Annotated in this window: 19 protein-coding genes; 13 read left to right on the top strand and 6 right to left on the bottom strand. The window is 30.0% G+C overall.

Annotated features, from left to right (window positions below; translation table 11 throughout):
* The first annotated feature begins 93 nt into the window (after window positions 1–93).
* The 12 genes from BTO05_RS00930 (at window position 94) to BTO05_RS00875 (ending at window position 13,788) form a co-directional block, all read left to right on the top strand.
* Entirely contained in the window at window positions 94–630 is a 537-nt protein-coding gene (locus tag BTO05_RS00930; RefSeq protein ID WP_157662502.1) for a helix-turn-helix domain-containing protein, read from the top strand.
* A 118-nt stretch (window positions 631–748) separates the two neighbouring features.
* Window positions 749–2,434 carry a serine hydrolase domain-containing protein gene (locus BTO05_RS00925; RefSeq protein WP_087490854.1) on the top strand — a complete coding sequence of 562 codons (1,686 nt, stop codon included), beginning with the start codon at window positions 749–751 and terminating at the stop codon, window positions 2,432–2,434.
* Window positions 2,435–2,665: 231 nt separating this feature from the next.
* Window positions 2,666–3,262: a hypothetical protein gene (locus BTO05_RS00920; protein WP_157662501.1), complete on the top strand. Its 597-nt coding sequence runs from the start codon at window positions 2,666–2,668 to the stop codon at window positions 3,260–3,262.
* A 213-nt stretch (window positions 3,263–3,475) separates the two neighbouring features.
* Window positions 3,476–4,357 (top strand): hypothetical protein, encoded by an 882-nt coding sequence (locus BTO05_RS00915; protein ID WP_087490852.1) that lies wholly within the window; start codon window positions 3,476–3,478, stop codon window positions 4,355–4,357.
* Window positions 4,358–4,401: 44 nt separating this feature from the next.
* Window positions 4,402–4,707 carry a hypothetical protein gene (locus BTO05_RS00910; protein ID WP_087490851.1) on the top strand — a complete coding sequence of 102 codons (306 nt, stop codon included), beginning with the start codon at window positions 4,402–4,404 and terminating at the stop codon, window positions 4,705–4,707.
* Window positions 4,708–5,197: 490 nt separating this feature from the next.
* The gene (locus BTO05_RS00905; RefSeq protein WP_087490850.1) at window positions 5,198–6,079 is read left to right on the top strand and encodes a hypothetical protein; all 882 of its coding nucleotides are present in this window, start codon (window positions 5,198–5,200) and stop codon (window positions 6,077–6,079) included.
* 450 nt (window positions 6,080–6,529) lie between these two features.
* Window positions 6,530–8,440, top strand: coding sequence for a sensor histidine kinase (locus BTO05_RS00900; protein ID WP_087490849.1), 1,911 nt, complete (start codon window positions 6,530–6,532; stop codon window positions 8,438–8,440).
* Complete coding sequence (locus tag BTO05_RS00895) at window positions 8,440–9,120, top strand: response regulator (RefSeq protein WP_087490848.1); 681 nt, start codon at window positions 8,440–8,442, stop codon at window positions 9,118–9,120. The genes BTO05_RS00900 and BTO05_RS00895 overlap by 1 nt, the downstream gene beginning before the upstream one ends.
* Window positions 9,121–9,236: 116 nt before the next feature.
* Entirely contained in the window at window positions 9,237–11,093 is a 1,857-nt protein-coding gene (locus BTO05_RS00890) for a hypothetical protein (RefSeq protein WP_087490847.1), read from the top strand.
* A gap of 524 nt (window positions 11,094–11,617) precedes the next feature.
* Window positions 11,618–12,349 carry a DUF6090 family protein gene (locus BTO05_RS00885; RefSeq protein ID WP_087490846.1) on the top strand — a complete coding sequence of 244 codons (732 nt, stop codon included), beginning with the start codon at window positions 11,618–11,620 and terminating at the stop codon, window positions 12,347–12,349.
* Between the two features lie 205 nt (window positions 12,350–12,554).
* A complete protein-coding gene (locus BTO05_RS00880; RefSeq protein WP_087490845.1) occupies window positions 12,555–13,067 on the top strand; it encodes a hypothetical protein in 513 nt (170 codons plus the stop codon).
* A gap of 10 nt (window positions 13,068–13,077) precedes the next feature.
* On the top strand, window positions 13,078–13,788 hold the full coding sequence (locus tag BTO05_RS00875) for a T9SS type A sorting domain-containing protein (protein WP_087490844.1): 711 nt from the start codon (window positions 13,078–13,080) through the stop codon (window positions 13,786–13,788).
* Between the two features lie 217 nt (window positions 13,789–14,005).
* On the opposite strand, the gene BTO05_RS00870 is transcribed toward BTO05_RS00875, so the two are convergent.
* The 5 genes from BTO05_RS00870 to BTO05_RS13915 all read right to left on the bottom strand — a co-directional run bounded on the left by BTO05_RS00870 (window position 14,006) and on the right by BTO05_RS13915 (window position 16,835).
* Complete coding sequence (locus BTO05_RS00870) at window positions 14,006–14,521, bottom strand: hypothetical protein (protein ID WP_087490843.1); 516 nt, start codon at window positions 14,519–14,521, stop codon at window positions 14,006–14,008.
* Window positions 14,514–15,026, bottom strand: a complete 513-nt coding sequence (locus tag BTO05_RS00865) for a Panacea domain-containing protein (protein WP_087490842.1) — start codon at window positions 15,024–15,026, stop codon at window positions 14,514–14,516. Before BTO05_RS00865 ends, BTO05_RS00870 begins: the two co-directional genes overlap by 8 nt.
* Window positions 15,027–15,198: 172 nt before the next feature.
* Window positions 15,199–15,840 carry a DUF6266 family protein gene (locus BTO05_RS00860; protein WP_087490841.1) on the bottom strand — a complete coding sequence of 214 codons (642 nt, stop codon included), beginning with the start codon at window positions 15,838–15,840 and terminating at the stop codon, window positions 15,199–15,201.
* Between the two features lie 137 nt (window positions 15,841–15,977).
* Window positions 15,978–16,418, bottom strand: a complete 441-nt coding sequence (locus BTO05_RS00855; protein WP_087490840.1) for a DUF6943 family protein — start codon at window positions 16,416–16,418, stop codon at window positions 15,978–15,980.
* A 249-nt stretch (window positions 16,419–16,667) separates the two neighbouring features.
* The gene (locus BTO05_RS13915) at window positions 16,668–16,835 is read right to left on the bottom strand and encodes a hypothetical protein (protein WP_157662499.1); all 168 of its coding nucleotides are present in this window, start codon (window positions 16,833–16,835) and stop codon (window positions 16,668–16,670) included.
* 852 nt (window positions 16,836–17,687) lie between these two features.
* On the opposite strand from BTO05_RS13915, the gene BTO05_RS00850 reads away from it, so the two are divergent.
* Window positions 17,688–19,298, top strand: a complete 1,611-nt coding sequence (locus tag BTO05_RS00850) for a hypothetical protein (RefSeq protein ID WP_087490839.1) — start codon at window positions 17,688–17,690, stop codon at window positions 19,296–19,298.
* A 7-nt stretch (window positions 19,299–19,305) separates the two neighbouring features.
* Here BTO05_RS00850 and BTO05_RS00845 read toward each other — a convergent pair whose 3' ends face one another.
* Entirely contained in the window at window positions 19,306–19,812 is a 507-nt protein-coding gene (locus BTO05_RS00845; RefSeq protein WP_087490838.1) for a hypothetical protein, read from the bottom strand.
* Window positions 19,813–19,822: the final 10 nt, after the last annotated feature.

Below are 19,822 nucleotides of genomic sequence, written 5' to 3'. Positions count from 1 at the left end.
GCAACAATGGCTTTCCATGAGGCGCGCCTCACTACGCCATACACAGTGGACGTTGTGTGTCATAAAATCAATCCCATAAGCTGGCAAATAAATATGTCGAAATTAACTGAATATAGAGAGAAGCAAAACTTAACCCAAGAAGAACTTGCAAAGAAATCGGGAATTTCTGTAAGAACTATTCAGCGAATAGAATCTGGGATAGAACCCAAAGGTTATACTTTAAAAGCATTGGCTAAATCATTGAATATAAAAGAAAATGAGCTTATTAAAACTAACATCTTAAACAAAGAATCCAATTCTAAGGTTATTAACTTAATTAATCTCTCTTCATTGCTTGTTGTCTTTATTCCTATTGCGAATTTTGTTTTACCTCTAATAATTACACTGATCAAAAAACAATTAAATTCATTAACTAGACAGATTATAACAATTCAAATATTATGGTCTGTAATAATGATCTCGTTATACTTAATTGGAAGTATTATTTTCGTTAATGAATTAGGCCGTAATATTGGAATCGGAGTTTTACTATTTCTAGTGCTTGCAAACGCTTTTATTATCCTTAGAAACAGTGCTGAATTAAACAAAAACAACCGACTTTTCTTTAGCCTTAAGTTTAATGTTATTTAGCTTAATCTTCCTGTTGGCATGCCACTGACAGCTTTGTGACGGGTTATTGGCGTGTTCTTTTTTTTTATCGTTTTAGTCAGTTATTGATTTTTGCATTTTAATCTTGTAAAATAAAATAATGATGAAAATAAGAGTATATATTTTAAGCCTGTTTATTGTTTTAATACACGTCTTAAATAGTTACGGTCAGATTAGTCAAAAACAATTGCAAAAAATAGATAGTCTTTTTACTTCTTGGAATGCGTCTAATCATCCAGGTGGTTCTGTATTGGTTTCAAAGGACGAAAAAACTATTTTTTCAAAATCCTATGGTTTAGCTAATATTGAATATAACATTCCAAACACAAACAACACTCTTTTTAATATAGGTTCCATATCAAAACAATTCACAGCTATGGGTATTGTATTATTAGAAGAACAAAACAAACTTTCTTTTGACGATGATATTAGAAAACACATTTCTGAATTACCAGATTTTGGTGAAGTTATTACTATTCGTCATTTATTGCACCATACCAGTGGATTGAGAGATTTACACGGTTTATTAGCGTTGGCCGGTTGGAGAAGTGGAGATTTAGAAACAAACGATGATGTTTACAGAATAATTAAAAATCAAAAGGAACTCAACTTTAAACCTGACGAAGAATTTTTATATAGCAATACTGGATACATACTTTTAGCTAAAATTATTGAAAATATTAGTCAATTGAAATTTGACCAATGGATGAAGCAAAATATTTTTCAACCATTAGGAATGAAAAACACATATGTAGAAACCTCTATAAAGAAAATTGTTCCAAACAATGCTACATCATACTATTTAAGAAAAGAATTTGAAAAAGCTTTGGAATATTGGGGTTACTATGGTTCTGGAAATATACACTCTACAATAGAAGATTTAAATATTTGGTTACAAAATTTTAGTACGCCTCAAAATAATTGGGAGACAGCGTTTAAAAAGCTAATAATCACGACACCTCTAAAAAATGGTTTTGAAACCAATTATGGTTTTGGGGTTAGAGTTGATGATTACTTTGGTAAGAAGGTGATTCAGCATAGCGGATCTGTTGGTGGCTTTAGAGCGATTGCGAGAAGTTTCCCCCAAGAGCATCTCAATATTATAATTCTAAGTAATTATTCTGAAAGTAGCATTGTATCCAAGACCAATAAGATATCCGATGTTTTTTTTGATAAAAGTAAAAATCTATCAGTTAAAGAAACTAAAAAAATAGCGCAAACACCTACTAAAACAATCAAGTTATCAAATAATAAGTTAAAGGGATTTGAGGGTGTTTACTGGAGTGATGAAGAGAAAATAGGAAGAAAAATTCTTGTAAAAAATGATACCTTGCGATATTCGAGTTCTGATAAAAAGGAATGGCCCTTGTTACCTATCGATAAGCAAACATTTGTAATGATTCGTGCATCTGTAAAACCAATTGTACAATTTGATAGTAAAAAGCAACAAATGACCGTTCAAATTGAAAATAATTTATCTGGAGTATTTACATTTCTTCAAAGTAACTTAGACGAAAAAAGAAATGACTTAAAGATATTTGAGGGGAGTTATTATAGTCCGGAACTCAAAACTAGTTATTCAATTTTTACAGATGATAAATCTAGTATCTATATCGAGCATGCCAGACATGGTTCAATAAAATTAAAACAGTTATACAATACTATTTTTTTGGGTGATTGGCCTGCAGGCATTGTTGAAATTAAGAAGAATGATGAAGGAAAAGTTTTGGGTTTAAGAATGACAAATGGTCGTACTCGAAATGTATGGTTTAAAAAAGTCATGTGATAAAAAAGTACGCCACACAACAAGGTATAAAAAACATAGGGCTTTTTGGCTTAATCGAAAAGCTTGTGTTTGTTTGCAAAGTCGCTAACTATAAAATTTGGCATTTTCAATAAAAAAGATAAAAGCAAAATATTTATATTTGGCTTATTACAAAACTGAAACGTATCGCTTATCATCTGCCCTACGTTTCTTATACTGAACGTTGTAAAACATTTTGACCCGTCTTAAAATATGATAGAACTCATTAGGATATTTGATAACAGCGAAAGAAGAATGAAATCATCGTACGATTCTGGGTATAGAAGTTACTTAAATAACTGGGCGAATGAATCTCATTCTTCTTGTGCATTAAAGATTGAAAACAGACTTTTCTTATTAAAAGAATTAAAACCCGAAATCATACTAAATAAATCAATTGGCTTAATTGTTATAAGTGAAGATAACAGGGAAGACAAATCTTATATTTCAATGTATCCTAAAAATCATCTATTTCTGAAATTAGGTTCATTAAAAATTAGAAGAATTAAAGACTCGTTATTTGAAATACACGTAATTTCTTCAAAAAATGTATCGTTCTTAGAAATACCGTCACCAGAAAGGTCTGCACATAAAGTTGCAGAAATCAAACCAAATAAAACGATTAGGTATCGATCAAATTATAAATATGATACTTGGGGTTTTATGAGAGGCCAAAGATCTTTTTTAGAAGAGGACTATATTATACAGCACCTCGGTTTTGTAGATGAAATTGATTTCTCAATGAATCAAAAATCTGAAGTTAAAATTAATATTGACAAGGTTGTCAACGAAAGAAAAATATTGAAGTAACGTTTTACAACAAAGTGTAAAAATGCATTAAAACGCATTTTACACAAATCGTTGTAAACAATTATGAGAAACTTTTAGCTTTACAGGTTTAAGCTTCAAGTCTTGCTCATTTTTTATAGTTATAATTGACAAAAATTCTGTTACTATAAACTTTTTATTTCGTATCCAAGCATTTTATCGTACTATTGACACATCTAAATAACATAAAAAACTATGAATAAATCTAAAGGCCTTTTTATCCTAATCTTATCTTTAATTTCATTATCCTTTGCAGAGAGTAACAACTGCAATAAATCCATATCTAAAACTGGATACATATATAAAGTCAAAGTGAATATTGATGAAAATATTATGGAGCGTGCACTAGTTAAAGACAGAGACAATTCTATTTATTATAATCCAATCTATAAGAAAAAAGCGATAATAGGGTATGAAACACTATTTATAGACAAGGTTGAAGAGAAATGGTTGAAAAAAAATAATCTCAACACAGAAGCTAATGGTCCACTATATGAAATGCTTGATCAAAACGAAACAAATGACTTATTGACTGATTTTTCTAATGTAATAATGGGAAAAACAGATAATGAAACAGTTGAATTTTTAAAAGGAAGTAAGGGATCCGTTATGTCTGGTATGCTTGGTAATGTGGCCAGTAATGCAATGGGGTCGAACAAAATTTCGTTTTACCTACCAAACAAAAAATTAAAAAAAATAAAAGTATCTGCAGATGAATATTATGAAATTGAAATGAAGTTTATGTTCGGAGGTGCCAAGGATTATTCTATCGTAATGGATAAGGTAAAAAGCGAGCCATTTTTGAAATTCAAAATAAAAGTTTCGATTACCGCTTCGAATAAAAAAGGCGATGAACTGTGGGTAAAAGAAAAAGAAGTAAAAGATTTCTCAAGTGTCTTCAATTCATTTGATATTCTTGAAGATAAAAAAGGGAAATTCTTCAAAATTAAAAGAATTCCAAGAATTTTCGATAAAAATAATGAAGAGCCTATTGGCGATTATTTATCCCTATCAAAAGAAGAGTTTAGACAATGTATGAAGGTTGCTTTAGATATGACAATGGATAAGTCAAATTAGACTAACATAGACAATTTTATACTAAAATTCTAAACCCTATTGCAATGAAAAAACTTTTATTATTTTTATTTACAATCACTTGCTTTTGTTGCTCATCAAGTGATGATGATAACCCTTGTGACAACTTAGCTTCAAATGGAGAAGAAGTTTCTTTAAATTTAATTAGTACAGCCTTAGCTTATTTAGCAGATAATAGTAATTCTAATTGTGTTGCCTATGAAACGGCCGCAGAAGAATATATTGATTACAGTAATAGTATACTAGATTGTCTTGATGCAGATGATCGTGCAGAATTAGAACAAGAAATCGAAGATCTTGAAGCTGAAATAGCTGCTCTAAATTGCACCTAACCCAAACTATTTTGCTGAACAAGTGAGTTGAGTTTATTAGTTGATATACAAGCGATTGATTTATATTCTTATTCAAACTGTTTACAACACCGTGTATAATTCATTGCTGGTTATAGCCTACTTACGAAAGTCCTCGCGGACTTTCTATCTGTGATTTATTTGCTAACTTTCGTGCTTAAACACGCAACGAAATCATACACAACAACGTTGGTATGTAATTGCCTGCGGCACGTAGAATCGCGTTTTGCAAACGCTTCCTTTCTACTAATTACATACCAACGTCCACTGTTTGTCGCACCTCGCCGATTTTATGTATATTTAGTCAAGTCTACGTGAACTACACACGAAACTACATACAACAGCGTGTATAGCTAATGAGGCGCAACAATGGCTTTCCATGAGGCGCGCCTCACTACGCCATACACAGTGGACGTTAGCTGTAATTAAACCAAATAAGAAAATTTGGGTCTAATATCAAAAATCACAAATTATGACCAGAAATAATTTATGGATAATTGCATTGATGTTAGTATTTCTTGCATGCAGCAAAGACGACAATCCATTAGAGGAATCTGAACCAATTGAAACAGAAGGGTATAATATGCTTCTTATTGGGAATAGCTTTTTTAGACCTTATGCAGAAAAATTTGATATAATGGCAGTTGATGCTGGTTTTGAAAATCACACTAGTACGACTGTCTTTCGTGGGGGCGAAAATGGAAGACCTATCAATTTTTGGAACGATTCTACTAGTGCCGAACATCAACAGATAAAGTCTGTACTTGATGCGGGTAATATTAAATACTTTGGGATGACTTTTGGGCACGATTCAATCAATCGAATTGAAGGTCATCGCGCTTGGATAGACTATGCATTACAAAACAATCCAGACGTAACTATTTTTATATCATTATCACCTTTTGACTTTCCCAACGGAGATCCTAATGGTACTCGACCAAATTGGAATACATTTGCAATCGAAAATGGATTCAATTCAATACAGGAGTTCTATGATTATTACATAAATGAGATCATACATAACGAAATTGTAGACGAATTGCGTATCGAATTTCCTTCTACCAATATATTCACCATCCCAACTGGATTGGCAACCTTTGAATTAGCACAAATGAATATTGATGGCTTATTGCTTGACGATATTGATATGTTTGGGGCACGCGAAACATCTATTTTTACAGACCCAAAAGGACATCAAGGTGATATAGTTCGCGTAACAGGTGGTCTTATATGGTTAAACAGTATCTATCATGTTGATCTAAATACCAATACTTATGAAACAGGATTCAATACAGATTTACACGAAATCGCAAAACAAATAACCGATAACCATGATTCAAATTACAAACAGTAAAGACCAATTATTTAAGAATTCAGGAACCTGAAAAACAACAACAGCTAACACGGTTTATAGTGCATACCCTTTGGGATACGCACCATACACAGTGGACGTTAGCCTCAATATGTTTAAAACCCGTATATGAGATTTAATTACAAAATTAATTCTACCTTTTGAGATTTGCTTATTAAATTTCATCCTGAAAAAATTGTTTTATAGTCTGTATCTAACATTTACTAGATTTAAGTAAATTCAATTAATAAGTTATTCTATTTTTATTAGAAAAACCGAAGCCCAAAGCTTCTGTTTTTTTTATACTTTTACTTTTTCAGAACAAATAATTGCTTTTCATAACAAAATTATCATCCCTAAATAATATTTTTTATTATTTGCAATAACAAGTATTATTTTTAATAAATTATAAATCTTTTTTTTAACAGCTGATTAATAGTTTAGTTTTACGAAATGAATATCAAATATTTTTTCTTTATAATTCCCTTATTTTTTTTGGGGCTACTAAATTCATTTTCTCAAGAACATGTAAAAAAACACTATTTGGTAAATAAAGATTATACTGTAATAGAATCTACTATGTATAATTTTAATCAGCTAACAAAAGATTCCGTTTTATATTACGAAAAAAAATCAAAAAAATATTTAAAAACTTTAGATCGAAAAAAAGAACGATATAAAGCCATGGGAGCATTACAATACATCATTAATGCAAATATAAGCTTAAAAAGAGTTGACACCGCTTTAGTTTATTTATATCAAGGATTAGAACTTCCAGAAGCAAAAACTTCTAAAGCCGCCATAGATTTGCATTGGAGAATTTTTAGAGTTTTTAGTTATTCTGAAAATTTAGTTGGTCAATTAGAACAAATAAAACCTTTAGAAGAATTGGGTTCTAAGTTTAATTTCTATAGAGAAACGGAACCTCAAAATTTAAAAAAATTACGAGGCGATGTATTATCTTCCGCTGGATTCTATGAAGAAGCAAGTAAATACTACACACAATATTTAGTTAAAGATTCATTAAAAGTAGACCCAATAAGTTATGCTGTTGTAGCAAATGATTTAGCATCTATTTATGAAGAACTGAATAAAAAAGATAGCGTTTTAAAATATAGATTAAATGCTATAAAAATATTAAAATCTAAAAAATCAAGTATTTTTGGTACTGATTATAAGAATTATATTAGAGATTATATTCTGTTACATGATTTTTGGCATCAAGAATTATTCGTCAATAAAAACCTTGAATTTGCAGAAAACTTCTTAAAAAATGCTGTAACTAATTTTTCAGATGAAGCTCATACTGCAGTTTTTGCCAATCATTTTATCGGTACTTATTATTTTAAAACAAAGCAATATCAAAAGGCACTAACTTTTATTGACACAGCACTTGAACTTGGAGAAAAAAAGGTTTCCCTAAAAAAAACACAAGAATTATATTTTTTAAAAATTAGAATTCTTGATAAGCTAGATAAAGAAGAAACTGCAACAAAAAATTTAGAAAAATTTAAAGCTTTTAAAATAAATAGACTGGCAAAAAATAGAGCTTTAGACTTAACCAAATATGACGTTGATAAAATTACAAACCTAAAAGAGGAAGCAGAACAAAGAGCTTTAAATAATAATATTGAAAGAAAAAATATAACTTCCCTACTAATATTAACAATTATAATATTGGTAATTTTAATTTTAGGTTTTTACTCTTCAAAGAAAAAAAATAAAATTATTAAGGCTAGTGAAAAAGAAACTAGTAGAGAACTAAAGGAAAAAGAATTTTTATTACGCGAATTAAACCACCGTGTAAAAAATAATTTAGCACTTATTTTGAGTTTGGTTAAATTTCAATATTATGAAATTGATGAACCTAAATATAAAAATAAATTTCAAAGTTTAGAAAATCGTATTAAAACGATAGCTGCTGCTCATGAACAATTATTGTACAGCAAAGAAAATATTGAAGGTGAAGAATATGATGTAAAAGAATATCTTTCTAAAATAACAAATGCACTAATTGATATTTCAACAAAGAACATAAAACTAAATTTAGATGCTAAAAGTATCAATCTAAATATTGACACCATGCTACCTATTGGTATTTTGATAAATGAATTGATGTCTAACAGTTTAAAACATGCTTTATTTAAAGATTTATTGATCATAGATATTCAAATATCTTTACTACAATCTGACATCTCTATTACCTATAAAGATTCTGGGGCAACGTTTATAGAAAGTAAAAACTCTAAAAGCCTAGGAGTTAGCATCATTAATAGCATGATTAAACAATTAAAAGGAACTATTACCCGTATAGATTCAGAATACAAAATAACCTTACAATTAAAAAACTCTAAAAAGGTATAATGGAATCACAAAAAAATATTTTGATTGTCGAAGATGAAGTACTAATTGCAAATCAAATTGAAATGTTTTTAGAGCATAACGGATATAATAGCGTTGGTATTGCTGTAGATTATACAAGAGCTATAGAATTGTTAGAAAGTAATCCTGTAGATTTAATTTTATTAGATATAAAAATTAATGGCTCAAAAGATGGTATTGATATTGCTAAGTACGTAAATCAGAATCTTGCTTTACCGTTTTTATTTCTAACATCTTATAATGATGTAGAAACTTTAAAAAGTCTTAAAGTTTTAAATCCAATTGGTTATATTAATAAACCTATAAATGATGCTACTTTACTCACCAATATAGACTTGTATTTTAGTTCTACTAAAATACACACACAACTTATTATTCCAATTAAATCTGGCACAAAAACATATAATATTAATTGTACAGATTTACAATATATAGAGTCAGAACATGTATATACAAATTTCTATTTTACTAACCATAGACAATCTATACGCATTTCATTAACCAAATTTTTAGAGCAATTACCTAATAAAGAATTTATACAGATTAGCAGAAGTACTGCCATAAATCCAACTGCCATAAATCATATAGGAAAATCAAGCCTTAAACTAAATGATAAGACTTTTAAAATTTCTGAAAAGTATAAATCAAATCTTAGTTTTTAGCATCAAAAAAATTTAAATCTGCCGTTTTCAGAACAAAAAAGACCAGTTTCAGAACAAATTTTTAATATTTATTTATATCTGTAATACATTTATCAAATAACTTAAAAACTAAATATATGAAAACCAAAAATTTAACAAACCTATTCTTTTTAATATTTGCTTTGGCTGCATTTACAACAAATGCACAAAAAATTACTATTTCCAAATGGGAAATGCACAGAGGCAAACCTGCTTTTGATTTTGTAACTACAAAGTGGGGTGATCCAACTGCATATTCTCAAAAAAACATTCCAGCTACAGAAGATACAGGATGGAAATCACTTCCAAATGGGATTAAGCTTGAAGAGCCATCAACTATCCCTAAATATCAACAACTAGATTTTACTTACTTTCAAAGTATAATTGATATTCCAAAAAATACCAAACCAAATAAACTAACAATTTCGTTTAAATTTGTTGATGATGGAGCTCGAGTATATATATTCAATAGCAAATACCCTAAAGGAACTTATAAGAATGGAACTGATTTTGTACTAGATACTTGGTATAATGCAAGACCTCAACCTGCTAGAACTATTGGAAATTTTGCTGATTTATTAGTTACTGGTAAAAATCGAATTGTTATTGTTCAATTTGATAACAGTGCAAAAGGTAATCATATAGAAGGTGTTTCTATGATTGCAGATGCTAAAACAATTCCTGTTTCTAACAAAACAGTAAAAGAAATGGAAACTGTAAAGCCTCTAGCCGAGTCAAAAATCATTGGGCATTGGACTTTCGAAAACGGCTCTACAAAAGATTTAACAGGAAACTTTGGAGATTTAACACTAGAGAGATCAGTTATAGAAGATGGCCAACTTCATGTAGGGAATAACCAATTAGCATGGAGCACTACATATAATGGTCCAGATATAAAAGAAAAGACATTAGTAACTTGGGTTACTGTTTTAAATCCTAAACAACAAGGAGGAACAGTTTTAACTGTAGGCAAAAAAGTTCCAGATTTTGATTTTGATGGAATTATTTTTGGTGAAAAACAAAAAAACACTTGGATGGCAGGAAGTGGTGATTGGAACAGAACACAACCAATAGGAAACAAAGCTAAAGAAACCTTAATTGGCAGTCAAGTAAAAATTGCAATTTCATTTGGGTCAAAAAACGGAAAAAATGAAGTAAAACTTTACAGAAATGATGTTTTAGCTGGTACATATATTAAAGGAGAAATTTTAAGTTTAGATAAAAATCAAGTTGGGGTTATTTTTGGCCAACGTCACTTTTGGAACGGACTTCCTTCTAATCCTTGGGTAAACGCCAGAATTGAGGAAGCAATGATTTATTCTGGTGTCTTAAGTCCAGAAGAAATAAAAAAAGTAACAACAGTAAAAAAAGTAACGGTATCAGAATTTATACCAGATCTTTCAAAAAAGAATGACCCTAAATGGTCTTATGGATATGGTAAAGCAGGTGAGGATTTCACATCGTTTCCTCCTCCTGTAGCTTATAAAAAAGGAAGCCCGGTTAACATTATGAAAAAAAGCGGTACTGCTTTTTATTCTGCAGCTCAAAATAATTCTAATAAAGATTGGGTTGATGTAAAACATTCAATCACATTTCCACCAAAATCAAAAGGTGCAATTGCATTACATCCTGGGCAATACAAAAATGAATATGCTAAAGTAAGGTATTCTGCTCCTAAGGAAGGAACTTATAAAATTCGGTTGACTTTTAAACATCTAGATACAAATTTTACAAAAGCTAAAGCAGAAATATGGACTAATAAAGATGGTACGTGGAGTAATTTTGAAAACATTAATCTTACAAGAACTGAATATAATGCTAATAACGGAACAATTACGAGGGAATACACATTTAAATTAAAAAAGAACTCTAAGGTGTCAGTAGAAATAGAAGGAGATGGAACTCATGAGAATGATTATACTTTAGTAAGTTTTGGAGTTGATGAAATAAAATAGTTACTTAAAAGTAAATAATTGAAAAAATGGTAAATTAAATTTATATATCAATAGAAATGTAATAGTTTAGTTTTCTAATTAATGGTTATTTCAACCAAAACCGAAGTTAATAACTTCGGTTTTTTTTATATAAATTCTTGAAATTTAGCTTGTTTCAAAACTTTTTTATTGGTAACATCGTTAATTTCTAATGTAAAAAGTTAGCTTCAGTGCGGAAAAGAATTGATTTTTTTAAAAAAATTCAGTTTTTTGATAATAAAATTTAAGCAACTTGATGAAATTGAAAATTAAATTTGAAGAATACCAACTTTTAGAGATGAATTTATCTGATAGGATTCCAAAAAAATTAATAAATATAAATACTGTGGCTAACAACGTATAAGAATAATGCTCCCTTTATAGTGCTTAACTAAAGAGTCGCGCAATTTTGTTACTGCTGATTTTCTTGCTGAAAATTCTCGCACATAAAACTGCACTATTCTTATACGAGACCGTTGTGCTTCATTATGACAAACCACTAACCAATGATAAAATTCTTTAGAAATATTAGACAAAATTTACTTTCGAAAGGTAAAACTGGAAAGTATTTTAAATATGCTGTTGGTGAGATTGTACTAGTCGTAATTGGAATTTTAATAGCTCTATCCATTAATAATTTGAACAATAACATTAAAGATCTGAAATTAGAGAAACAATATATCTCGAGTCTGATTAATGACCTTGAAGCTGACTCAATTGCAATTTCTGAAATAAAAATGGTATCAAACGAACAAGTAAAAAGAAAAAATAAATTAATAGAGTATTTTGAGGGAAAACAATTCACTAATGATTCTATCGCTCATTTCTTTTCTTCACAATGGGAAATAACATATGAGTTCAATCCAATTACAATAACAATAGATGAATTGAAAAGCACAGGGAGAATAGGACTTATTCAAAATTCCAGTATTAGAAAACAAATCATTAAGACATATAATACATACGAAAACTTCACAAATAATTTTCAGTCGTATTATGAACGTGGTAGAGAAGAGTTAAGAAAAATAGCATTAAAAATACCGAGAGTATTTGATAACGGATTAACTGTTAATTCAAAAACACCTGACATAATTGATGCTTTAAAAAATGATGAACTTAAAAATCGTGTATTGGCAAATTATGTCGTTACATTAAATGAAAAATTACAAATTTTACAGAATCAAAATCGGCTCTTACTAAATCAACTTAAAAAATATGAATCTGATATTCAAAAATAACGAAAGCACAACAATGTATAACCGCAATTACGGCGGATTCGACTACGTCCGAATCCACTCGGAATTGCTAAAGTCCGTGCCAAACCGAAAATTAGAGTATATTAACCCGTAACTGACGGTTATACGAGACCGTTGGTATTCATTGATATTATCAATATATTAATAATTAAAAAACTTAAATTAGTACACTACAAAATTAAAAATCATGAAAAAACTCTTTACAATTATTATCATTGCAAGTTTTGCGCATACAATGCAAGCACAGGATATTATTAATACACTTGGTTCAAACGGTAGCTTTTTAGTTAATAAAAATGATGGAACAAACTTCTTAAAAGTTGATCCGTTTGGAAAAGTTGGTATTGGTACTGACACACCTACAAGTACATTGGAAGTAAGTGGATCTATATCGCTATCTAATTTTGTAACTATTGCAAACTCATACACCATGGGTGATTCTGACTATACTCTTATTGGTGTTCAAACCGGTACATTAACTGTTAATTTACCTGAAGTAACTTCAGCGATTAACGGTAGAATCTATGTTATTAAACGACGTGACGATACTGTTGACATAAGTCCTTTTACAGGCCAATCAATAGATGGTCTTACAACATTTACTCTTGATGCAGCAAACGAATTTGTTGTCATACAAGCTATATACCAAGATGCACCATTTCCAGTAGCAACATGGGTTGCTATTGGGGGTAAATATTAAAATTTAGAACATGAAAAAAACACTACTTATTTTATTTCTTTTTACTACCGTTGCTCAGTCACAAGAATTAACTGTGGATAATTCAAGTACCATTACGATTGAAAATGGAGGTTCTATAAATATTGGAGGTTTGGAATTATTACCTTCAGTGAACTATGATATTTCTGGAGCAAATACAATTTCCAAATCAGGAACCCCTATCACAGGTTCTAATGGAACCAGTATTGATAGAGTTTATAATAATTCAAATGCCATGAATGGCTTCCAAGGTACTATGATTTTTCATTATGAAGATATTGAACTTGTAAATAGTGGTGCAAATGAGAGTACTCTTAAACTTTACGTTAAGGAAAGCCCTAGCGGAATATGGGCACCATTTACAGGAACTATTGACCAAACTTTAAACACAATTACTTATACCTTTTCTTTAATTGACTTATTATCAATAACAGCAGCTGGAGATGGTATCACATTACCTGTGGAAGATTTCGGGAATGAATTTGACGGAATTAAAATTTACCCTAATCCAACTACTTCATTACTGAATATAAGAACCGATAAAAACCTATCATTTGAGTTATATAATCTCTTTGGTCAACGAATTTTGAGAACAAAAAATTCATCCATTGAAATGTTGTATTTACCAAATGCTATTTATTTGTTAAAAGTAACAGATGAAGACTCTAACTTTTCAAAATCATATAAAATTGGAAAAGAATAGACAGTAATAATTACTATCATTCTAAAAAATATTACTCACACAATTACACCTTCTGAAATTAAAAGTTTTATCTGAAATTTGCTAAACAAGAAAACGAAATGCCAACACCGTGTTATATTAATAACCTCTTGAAAGTATTTTATTTATTGACTTTAAATAAATATTATTAAAATAGGTACAACATAGGTATAACAACAACCTTTTATAATATTTCTAATTATTTACCAGGGAAAATCTTATGAAAAGGGTCGTAAAAAAGTATGTAAATCATACCTACATTACCAATAAAGAAGAATACTCTTGGCGCTCTATCATTATTTTTATTAGTATACAAACCAAACTCACCGAATTGAGGTAATTGTTCATCTGGTATATAATCTTTTTTAAATATTTTCTTTACAACGCTTAAGAGATTCTTGTTTGGTCTTATTGTTTTTAAGTGTTCTGTATATGGTAAATTATAAAGAGAATCATCTAAACTACGTTTACATAAATCCTTAATCTTATTAAAATATATATTGTAATCAGACTTGTTTGGAAATTCCTCACTTTCCGTTTTTAAAAATTCAGGGTTATGAAATGAATACTCTGGAACATCATCTATATTCAAATAGTCATATGCTATGGATGGTGTTGTTGTCAGAGGAATCGAAAAATTATCACCTAATTGATACTTTAAATCTCTTTCCTCATCCTCAATAAAATATTGTATTTCATCAAGTATATTAAGCATTTTTCTTTTTTAAACGAGCTGTATAATAGTTATAAATACTATCAACTGTTATTGTATTTGTAGAGCGCTCTATTGGTGACAAACCCTCTCTAGCTTCATTCCAAGGACTTTCTTTGTGAGTAAGGAAAACGAGCTTTTCATCAGACATAACCCCATAACTATCTAAAACAGCAAACAACAACTTTTGTTGATCTTCCGATAAACTTAATTCTTTAAGTTTTTGAGAAATTTCTTCGGATAATTTTACTTCATCAAAATTATATTTGAAATTATCATTTCTGAAAAATTTATCTTTAAAGGTATTATATACAGATCTATATACTGGACCATTTACCCAAGCTTCAGGTAATTCATCAAATAAAGTATACTTGTCAAATTTTATTATATTCCAAACTTGTATGTAATATAAAAGCTTTTGTAGTTTTAAAGGACTAATGGACATACCCTTATTTTGACAATAAAGTATTATAAACTTAACTAGTGATTTTAAATTTTTAGTTTCCATTTTAGATTAATTCGATGCAAAGTTAGAAAAAACAAACCCATAAATAAAATTATTGAGTTTGAGATAGTTAAATAAAATTACAAATCGTTTAGTTTATCAATAAACAAGAATTAAAAAAACCGTTCCTAAACCAATAGAAACGGTTTTTAATATGTATTTAAACTTAAAGTTATTAAGCTGCCGTACCAGAGCCTAAATACACACTATTCGATACTTGTGTACCATCAGCAGAAACAAACGCCATAAATAGCTCTACTGTATCTCCTGCATAGGTATTTGGTATTGTAACCACTTGTGAACCTACAGTTCTAACAGCACCATCCAAAATAGAAATTGATTCTTTCTTACTTGGATTGTAAACTAATACCATCGCTTTGTCTGTTACATTTGCGTTGCCTTCTGCCGAGTTATCATCCCAATCAAAACTTACTTGTCCTGGTGTTGCTAAATCGGTTGTGCCATTTAATACGCCAGATAAAGAACCTCTACTTAATAAAGCTAAAGAATAATCAATCGTAAAGTTAGGTGCAATACCTCCTACCGCATTATTTAATACATAAGACATTGCTGCATTAAATTCTGTTTTCTTGGTCGCAAATGCCTTATAACCGATTTTGATAAAATCTTTAGTCGCTTGCAAATACTCCAATGTAATGGTAAATTTATTACGCTGATTCACTTGTCCCTCTGTTCGAGGATTCGCCACACTAGATGGCTTAATTCTAATGTAGTCGATGCCTTTCCAGCTACCTCCAACAATGTTACCTACCTTACCAGATAAGCCACCTAAAATTCCTTGGGCTATTTTCCCCATAACTATAAATATTTAAAATTAATACTCGTTCGGATTTGGTACGGACTTAACATTGCTTTTAAACCTTATTTTCGTTACTAATATAACTAATATTGTGCCATATTGTTACGGTTACAGGCTCTTTAGATGCCTTTGCGTTAGGCTTCTTTGCTTTGCATTACTTTGAAACAATTACGGATATATGCCACCTTTAAAACTGCCATTTTATCAATGACATTTTGCAGTTCTTTTTCCTTTTTACTGATTACCTCTACCGCTTTTATGTGTTTTTGCATCTGATTAGCGATATTATTACTTGATTTTAAACCTTTTTTAAGCGTGTTTCTGCAATCATCAATTGAGATAAACGGAATAACAGTACCTTTTAAATAATACCCATAAAAACCGCCTATTTGCAACATCATCGATAAGTGAAATAATGTGTTTTTTGCTTCTTCGGTTGCAGTTGTGACTACAAAACAATTAGGGCAAGGATTTGAGAGCGGTTTTCCGCTGTTTAGACCTTTGTTTAGAATAAAAAAATGAGGGTTCGAGTAAGTGCGACCAGATTTGTGTGTTTTTAGTTCAAAAGTTGACATAGCTATCCAATTTAAAATTGCTTCGCTACGCTTCGCACCATTATTTTTTTTGAAAAGAAAAAAAGATAGCCATAGTTATTGTGGCGTGGGTAAGGCTGTCAAGGTTTTTGGATAAAAGTTTTTTGAGTTAAAATGTTTAATGAAATAGCAGAAATATTGTGAAAAAAGTTTTATTCAAAACCCGTAGGGCTTGACCTTTACTGCCTTGTGCGGCTGGCAGAGGTAGCCACATATATTTGCTACCTTTTTTTATTTTAATACCAAACCTGTTAATATTACTATAATAACAATCATAACAATTGTGAAGAGCTTTGTAGAATAAGAATCATCACCTTTAGGATTCACGATTTTATTACCGTTATCATCTATATCGTGAGGAAAGAATAAGTCAAATAAATCTACAATCATTTTTTTCATACCCTAAATATAACTTTTCTGGGGAATTAACACTTAAAAAAATAGGTTTCAGTTCGGGTTTGAGCGTTGGATGAAGCGTTTGTATGGGTAGCGTTTTAAATAGTTGTTTGATAAAACAGCATTTAAACAAGCTACTTATACAGGACTTTTAGGCAATAGCTTATTGCTTTTTTGATGCACGATAAAAAGTAATGTGCTATGGCGTACTACTAAATATTGTAAACCTATTTTTATATAACCGCTGACTTGGGTGGTGGGGAAAAGTGGACTTTAATATTAGTTAGCGAAATGAAACAAACAAAGACTTGAGGTAAGGAATACTTGGACTTAACGATGGTTTTGTGCAGTTGAATGAGATAAATAATATTATTATCAATTAACGTAATCCTTAAAATGTTCGAATATTTAATGCTTGTTCAAAATGTGGTTAATAGTACGAATTTGAGCATTGGATGAGCGGATATTTTACATAATAGCAGTTATAGCTACCAAAACATAATAACACGCCGTAGGCAACCTTTGAAAAGGTTTTTGCTACTATAACTTCTATTATGTAACATAGCTTTGGGTTGGTTTTTTGGCGTAATAGTTGTTTGAGCGTTGGCAATGGCTCTTTGATTTTTTATTGTACCAATTTTACAAAATAGATACATTTAAATAAAACAAGCAATGTGCCATTATAGTGGTGGCTAAAAGTATTATGACATAAAACCAACTATGCGTTGGATAGCGGAACAAAACAAAAGACAGAGGGTTTTGAGGTACGAAAAAACTGGGTTTTGTTTTGTGGGGACTATGTTAAAAAAAATCAGTTAATTTGAATAGCTAAAAACAAACAAAATCAATATATCAATGAATAAAGAAATCTTAATTACTAATTACAATCCAAACAAACTTAAAGAAGCAAGAGAATTAGCTGGTTTAACTTATGAGTATTTTGAAAATGATGATGCAGTTGATGTTGAAAAACTTGAAATGTATGAGAATAATGACCCAGTAACCCCAATCGATATTTTCTTAATCGCTTATCTGTTCGTTTTATATCAAGAAAAAGCGTGGGAAAAAGGTACTGAATTTAAATTAAGTTTAACCAAGGATATTCTTAACTCACATCCAAATGGTATAAAATATCAAGAATTTATAGCTAATCACGAAAACTACATTGGATTACCATTAAAGAGGAAAAAAGACGGAACAATAAAATGGGTTGCAACAATAAAAACAAAAGATGGACAACAAAGGGTTGAATTTTGGGAACACAAAAGACAAGAGTTAGGAATTGAAGCTAATCACGTTTTAGAACCAGGGTTTAGACAAAAAGTTGCTTTTGCAAATCATCCAACAAAAATACATATCTGTTTGTTTTCAGGTAGTGAACTTTATATTGATTATAGGTATCCTTCTCCTAATAGAATTGACTTGTTGAATAAAGCCTATGACCAAGATTTAAAATATTACGATTTAGATGTATATGAGATTGCAAATTTATTATTTGATGTTGATGGTTGTAAAAGGTTCTGCAACATATTTAAAATAACTAAAGAGTTTAATAATGTAGATGAACTTTTGGAAATTTTAAAAGCTGATTTTGTAGATGTTGAATATTCCCCTTTTGTTTCTCCTGGTGTAATGAGTAATTCTCCTGACCGTTACGATGGTTATCATTCATACAATAATGATGTTAGAGCTATTACGGATACAGGAAGATATAAAGAGAACTTAAAGAGATACACACAGGATAGAAGAGTATATGAAATGTGGTCTGGTGGTAATTGGAAAATGGCAGATAGACTTTATGCAACTTTTGTTAAGAACGGTGTAAGTCCTGACCATATTGGACCAATGTCTTTAGGCTTCGCTCATAGACCTAAATTTCAACCGATGACAGCAAATGAAAATAGTGCTAAAGGTAATCGAATGACTTATAGTGATGTTCAAATTTTAATAGATGACGAAAAAAATGGTGATGAAGTTATTACTTGGCATTCAAAATACATTTGGGATAAATTAAAAGGTAAAATTAATAATGACACAGATGCACTTAAATTAAGCGGGCTGATGCGTAAAAATCTACATCACGTTTTAATCGTTTTCTCTATGATTAATGAGAAAGGATATAGTGGGTTTTTAGAACAATTCTTAAATCCTGATTTTTCTTATTTTGATTATGAGTTTAATGGTTTTAACCCTGAAACTGGTGAATACGAAGAAGTAGTATCTAAAAAATTAGAAGGACAAAACCAAAAGAATAATGTTGAGCGTTATTTCAGAATAGCTTTTGAAAAATTAGTTGAATATGCAGATAAGGACAATAGAAAAAATAAAATATGGGAATCGGAAGCAATAACCACTAAAGTAAATAAAGTGTTGGAACTATTGGATGCAGAAAAAAATGATGAAGCATTAACAATGCTCCATCAAATATTTCAAGATTTATCAGACATTGCTGAAAGCAATTGGTAAAGATTTATCAATTTATAATTAATTCTTTATTCAACTCACCTTGAGTTAGTGTATAAGCAGGACCCCAGCCTAAATCTTTAATAAATTTAGGCTGTATAATTTCCTCGTATGTAGCCCAACCAGAAAACACAAAATTTGGAAAAGTACCAATCATTAAAGCGTAGATATCTACTATTTTTTGCTCCTTACCGGTTCTAACAATTAATTTACCACTACTGTAGACTGTATTCTTAACATCGACTGTTTTACCATTGATTAATGTAGCATCAACTTTAGTAAAGTGACTTTCTTTTTCTACTGTTGATGAATCAAAAGGTATATTGCATAGTTTACAAAAAGCAAATTCAGCTCCAAAGCCATTTAAGTTCATCTGATGTAACTTCATTGATTTGTCCCTTTGATATTTACTTGTAAAATGTAATCGTCCTTGACCGCAAATTACTTCTGACATATTAGTTATAATATGTTGTTCGTCTTCTGTAAGTTGATATTTAGTACCGTAAATAAGTTTCATATTATTCTAA

Source organism: Winogradskyella sp. PC-19 (assembly GCF_002163855.1).
Taxonomy (GTDB): domain Bacteria; phylum Bacteroidota; class Bacteroidia; order Flavobacteriales; family Flavobacteriaceae; genus Winogradskyella.
This window is presented reverse-complemented; position numbering and strand designations above follow the sequence as displayed.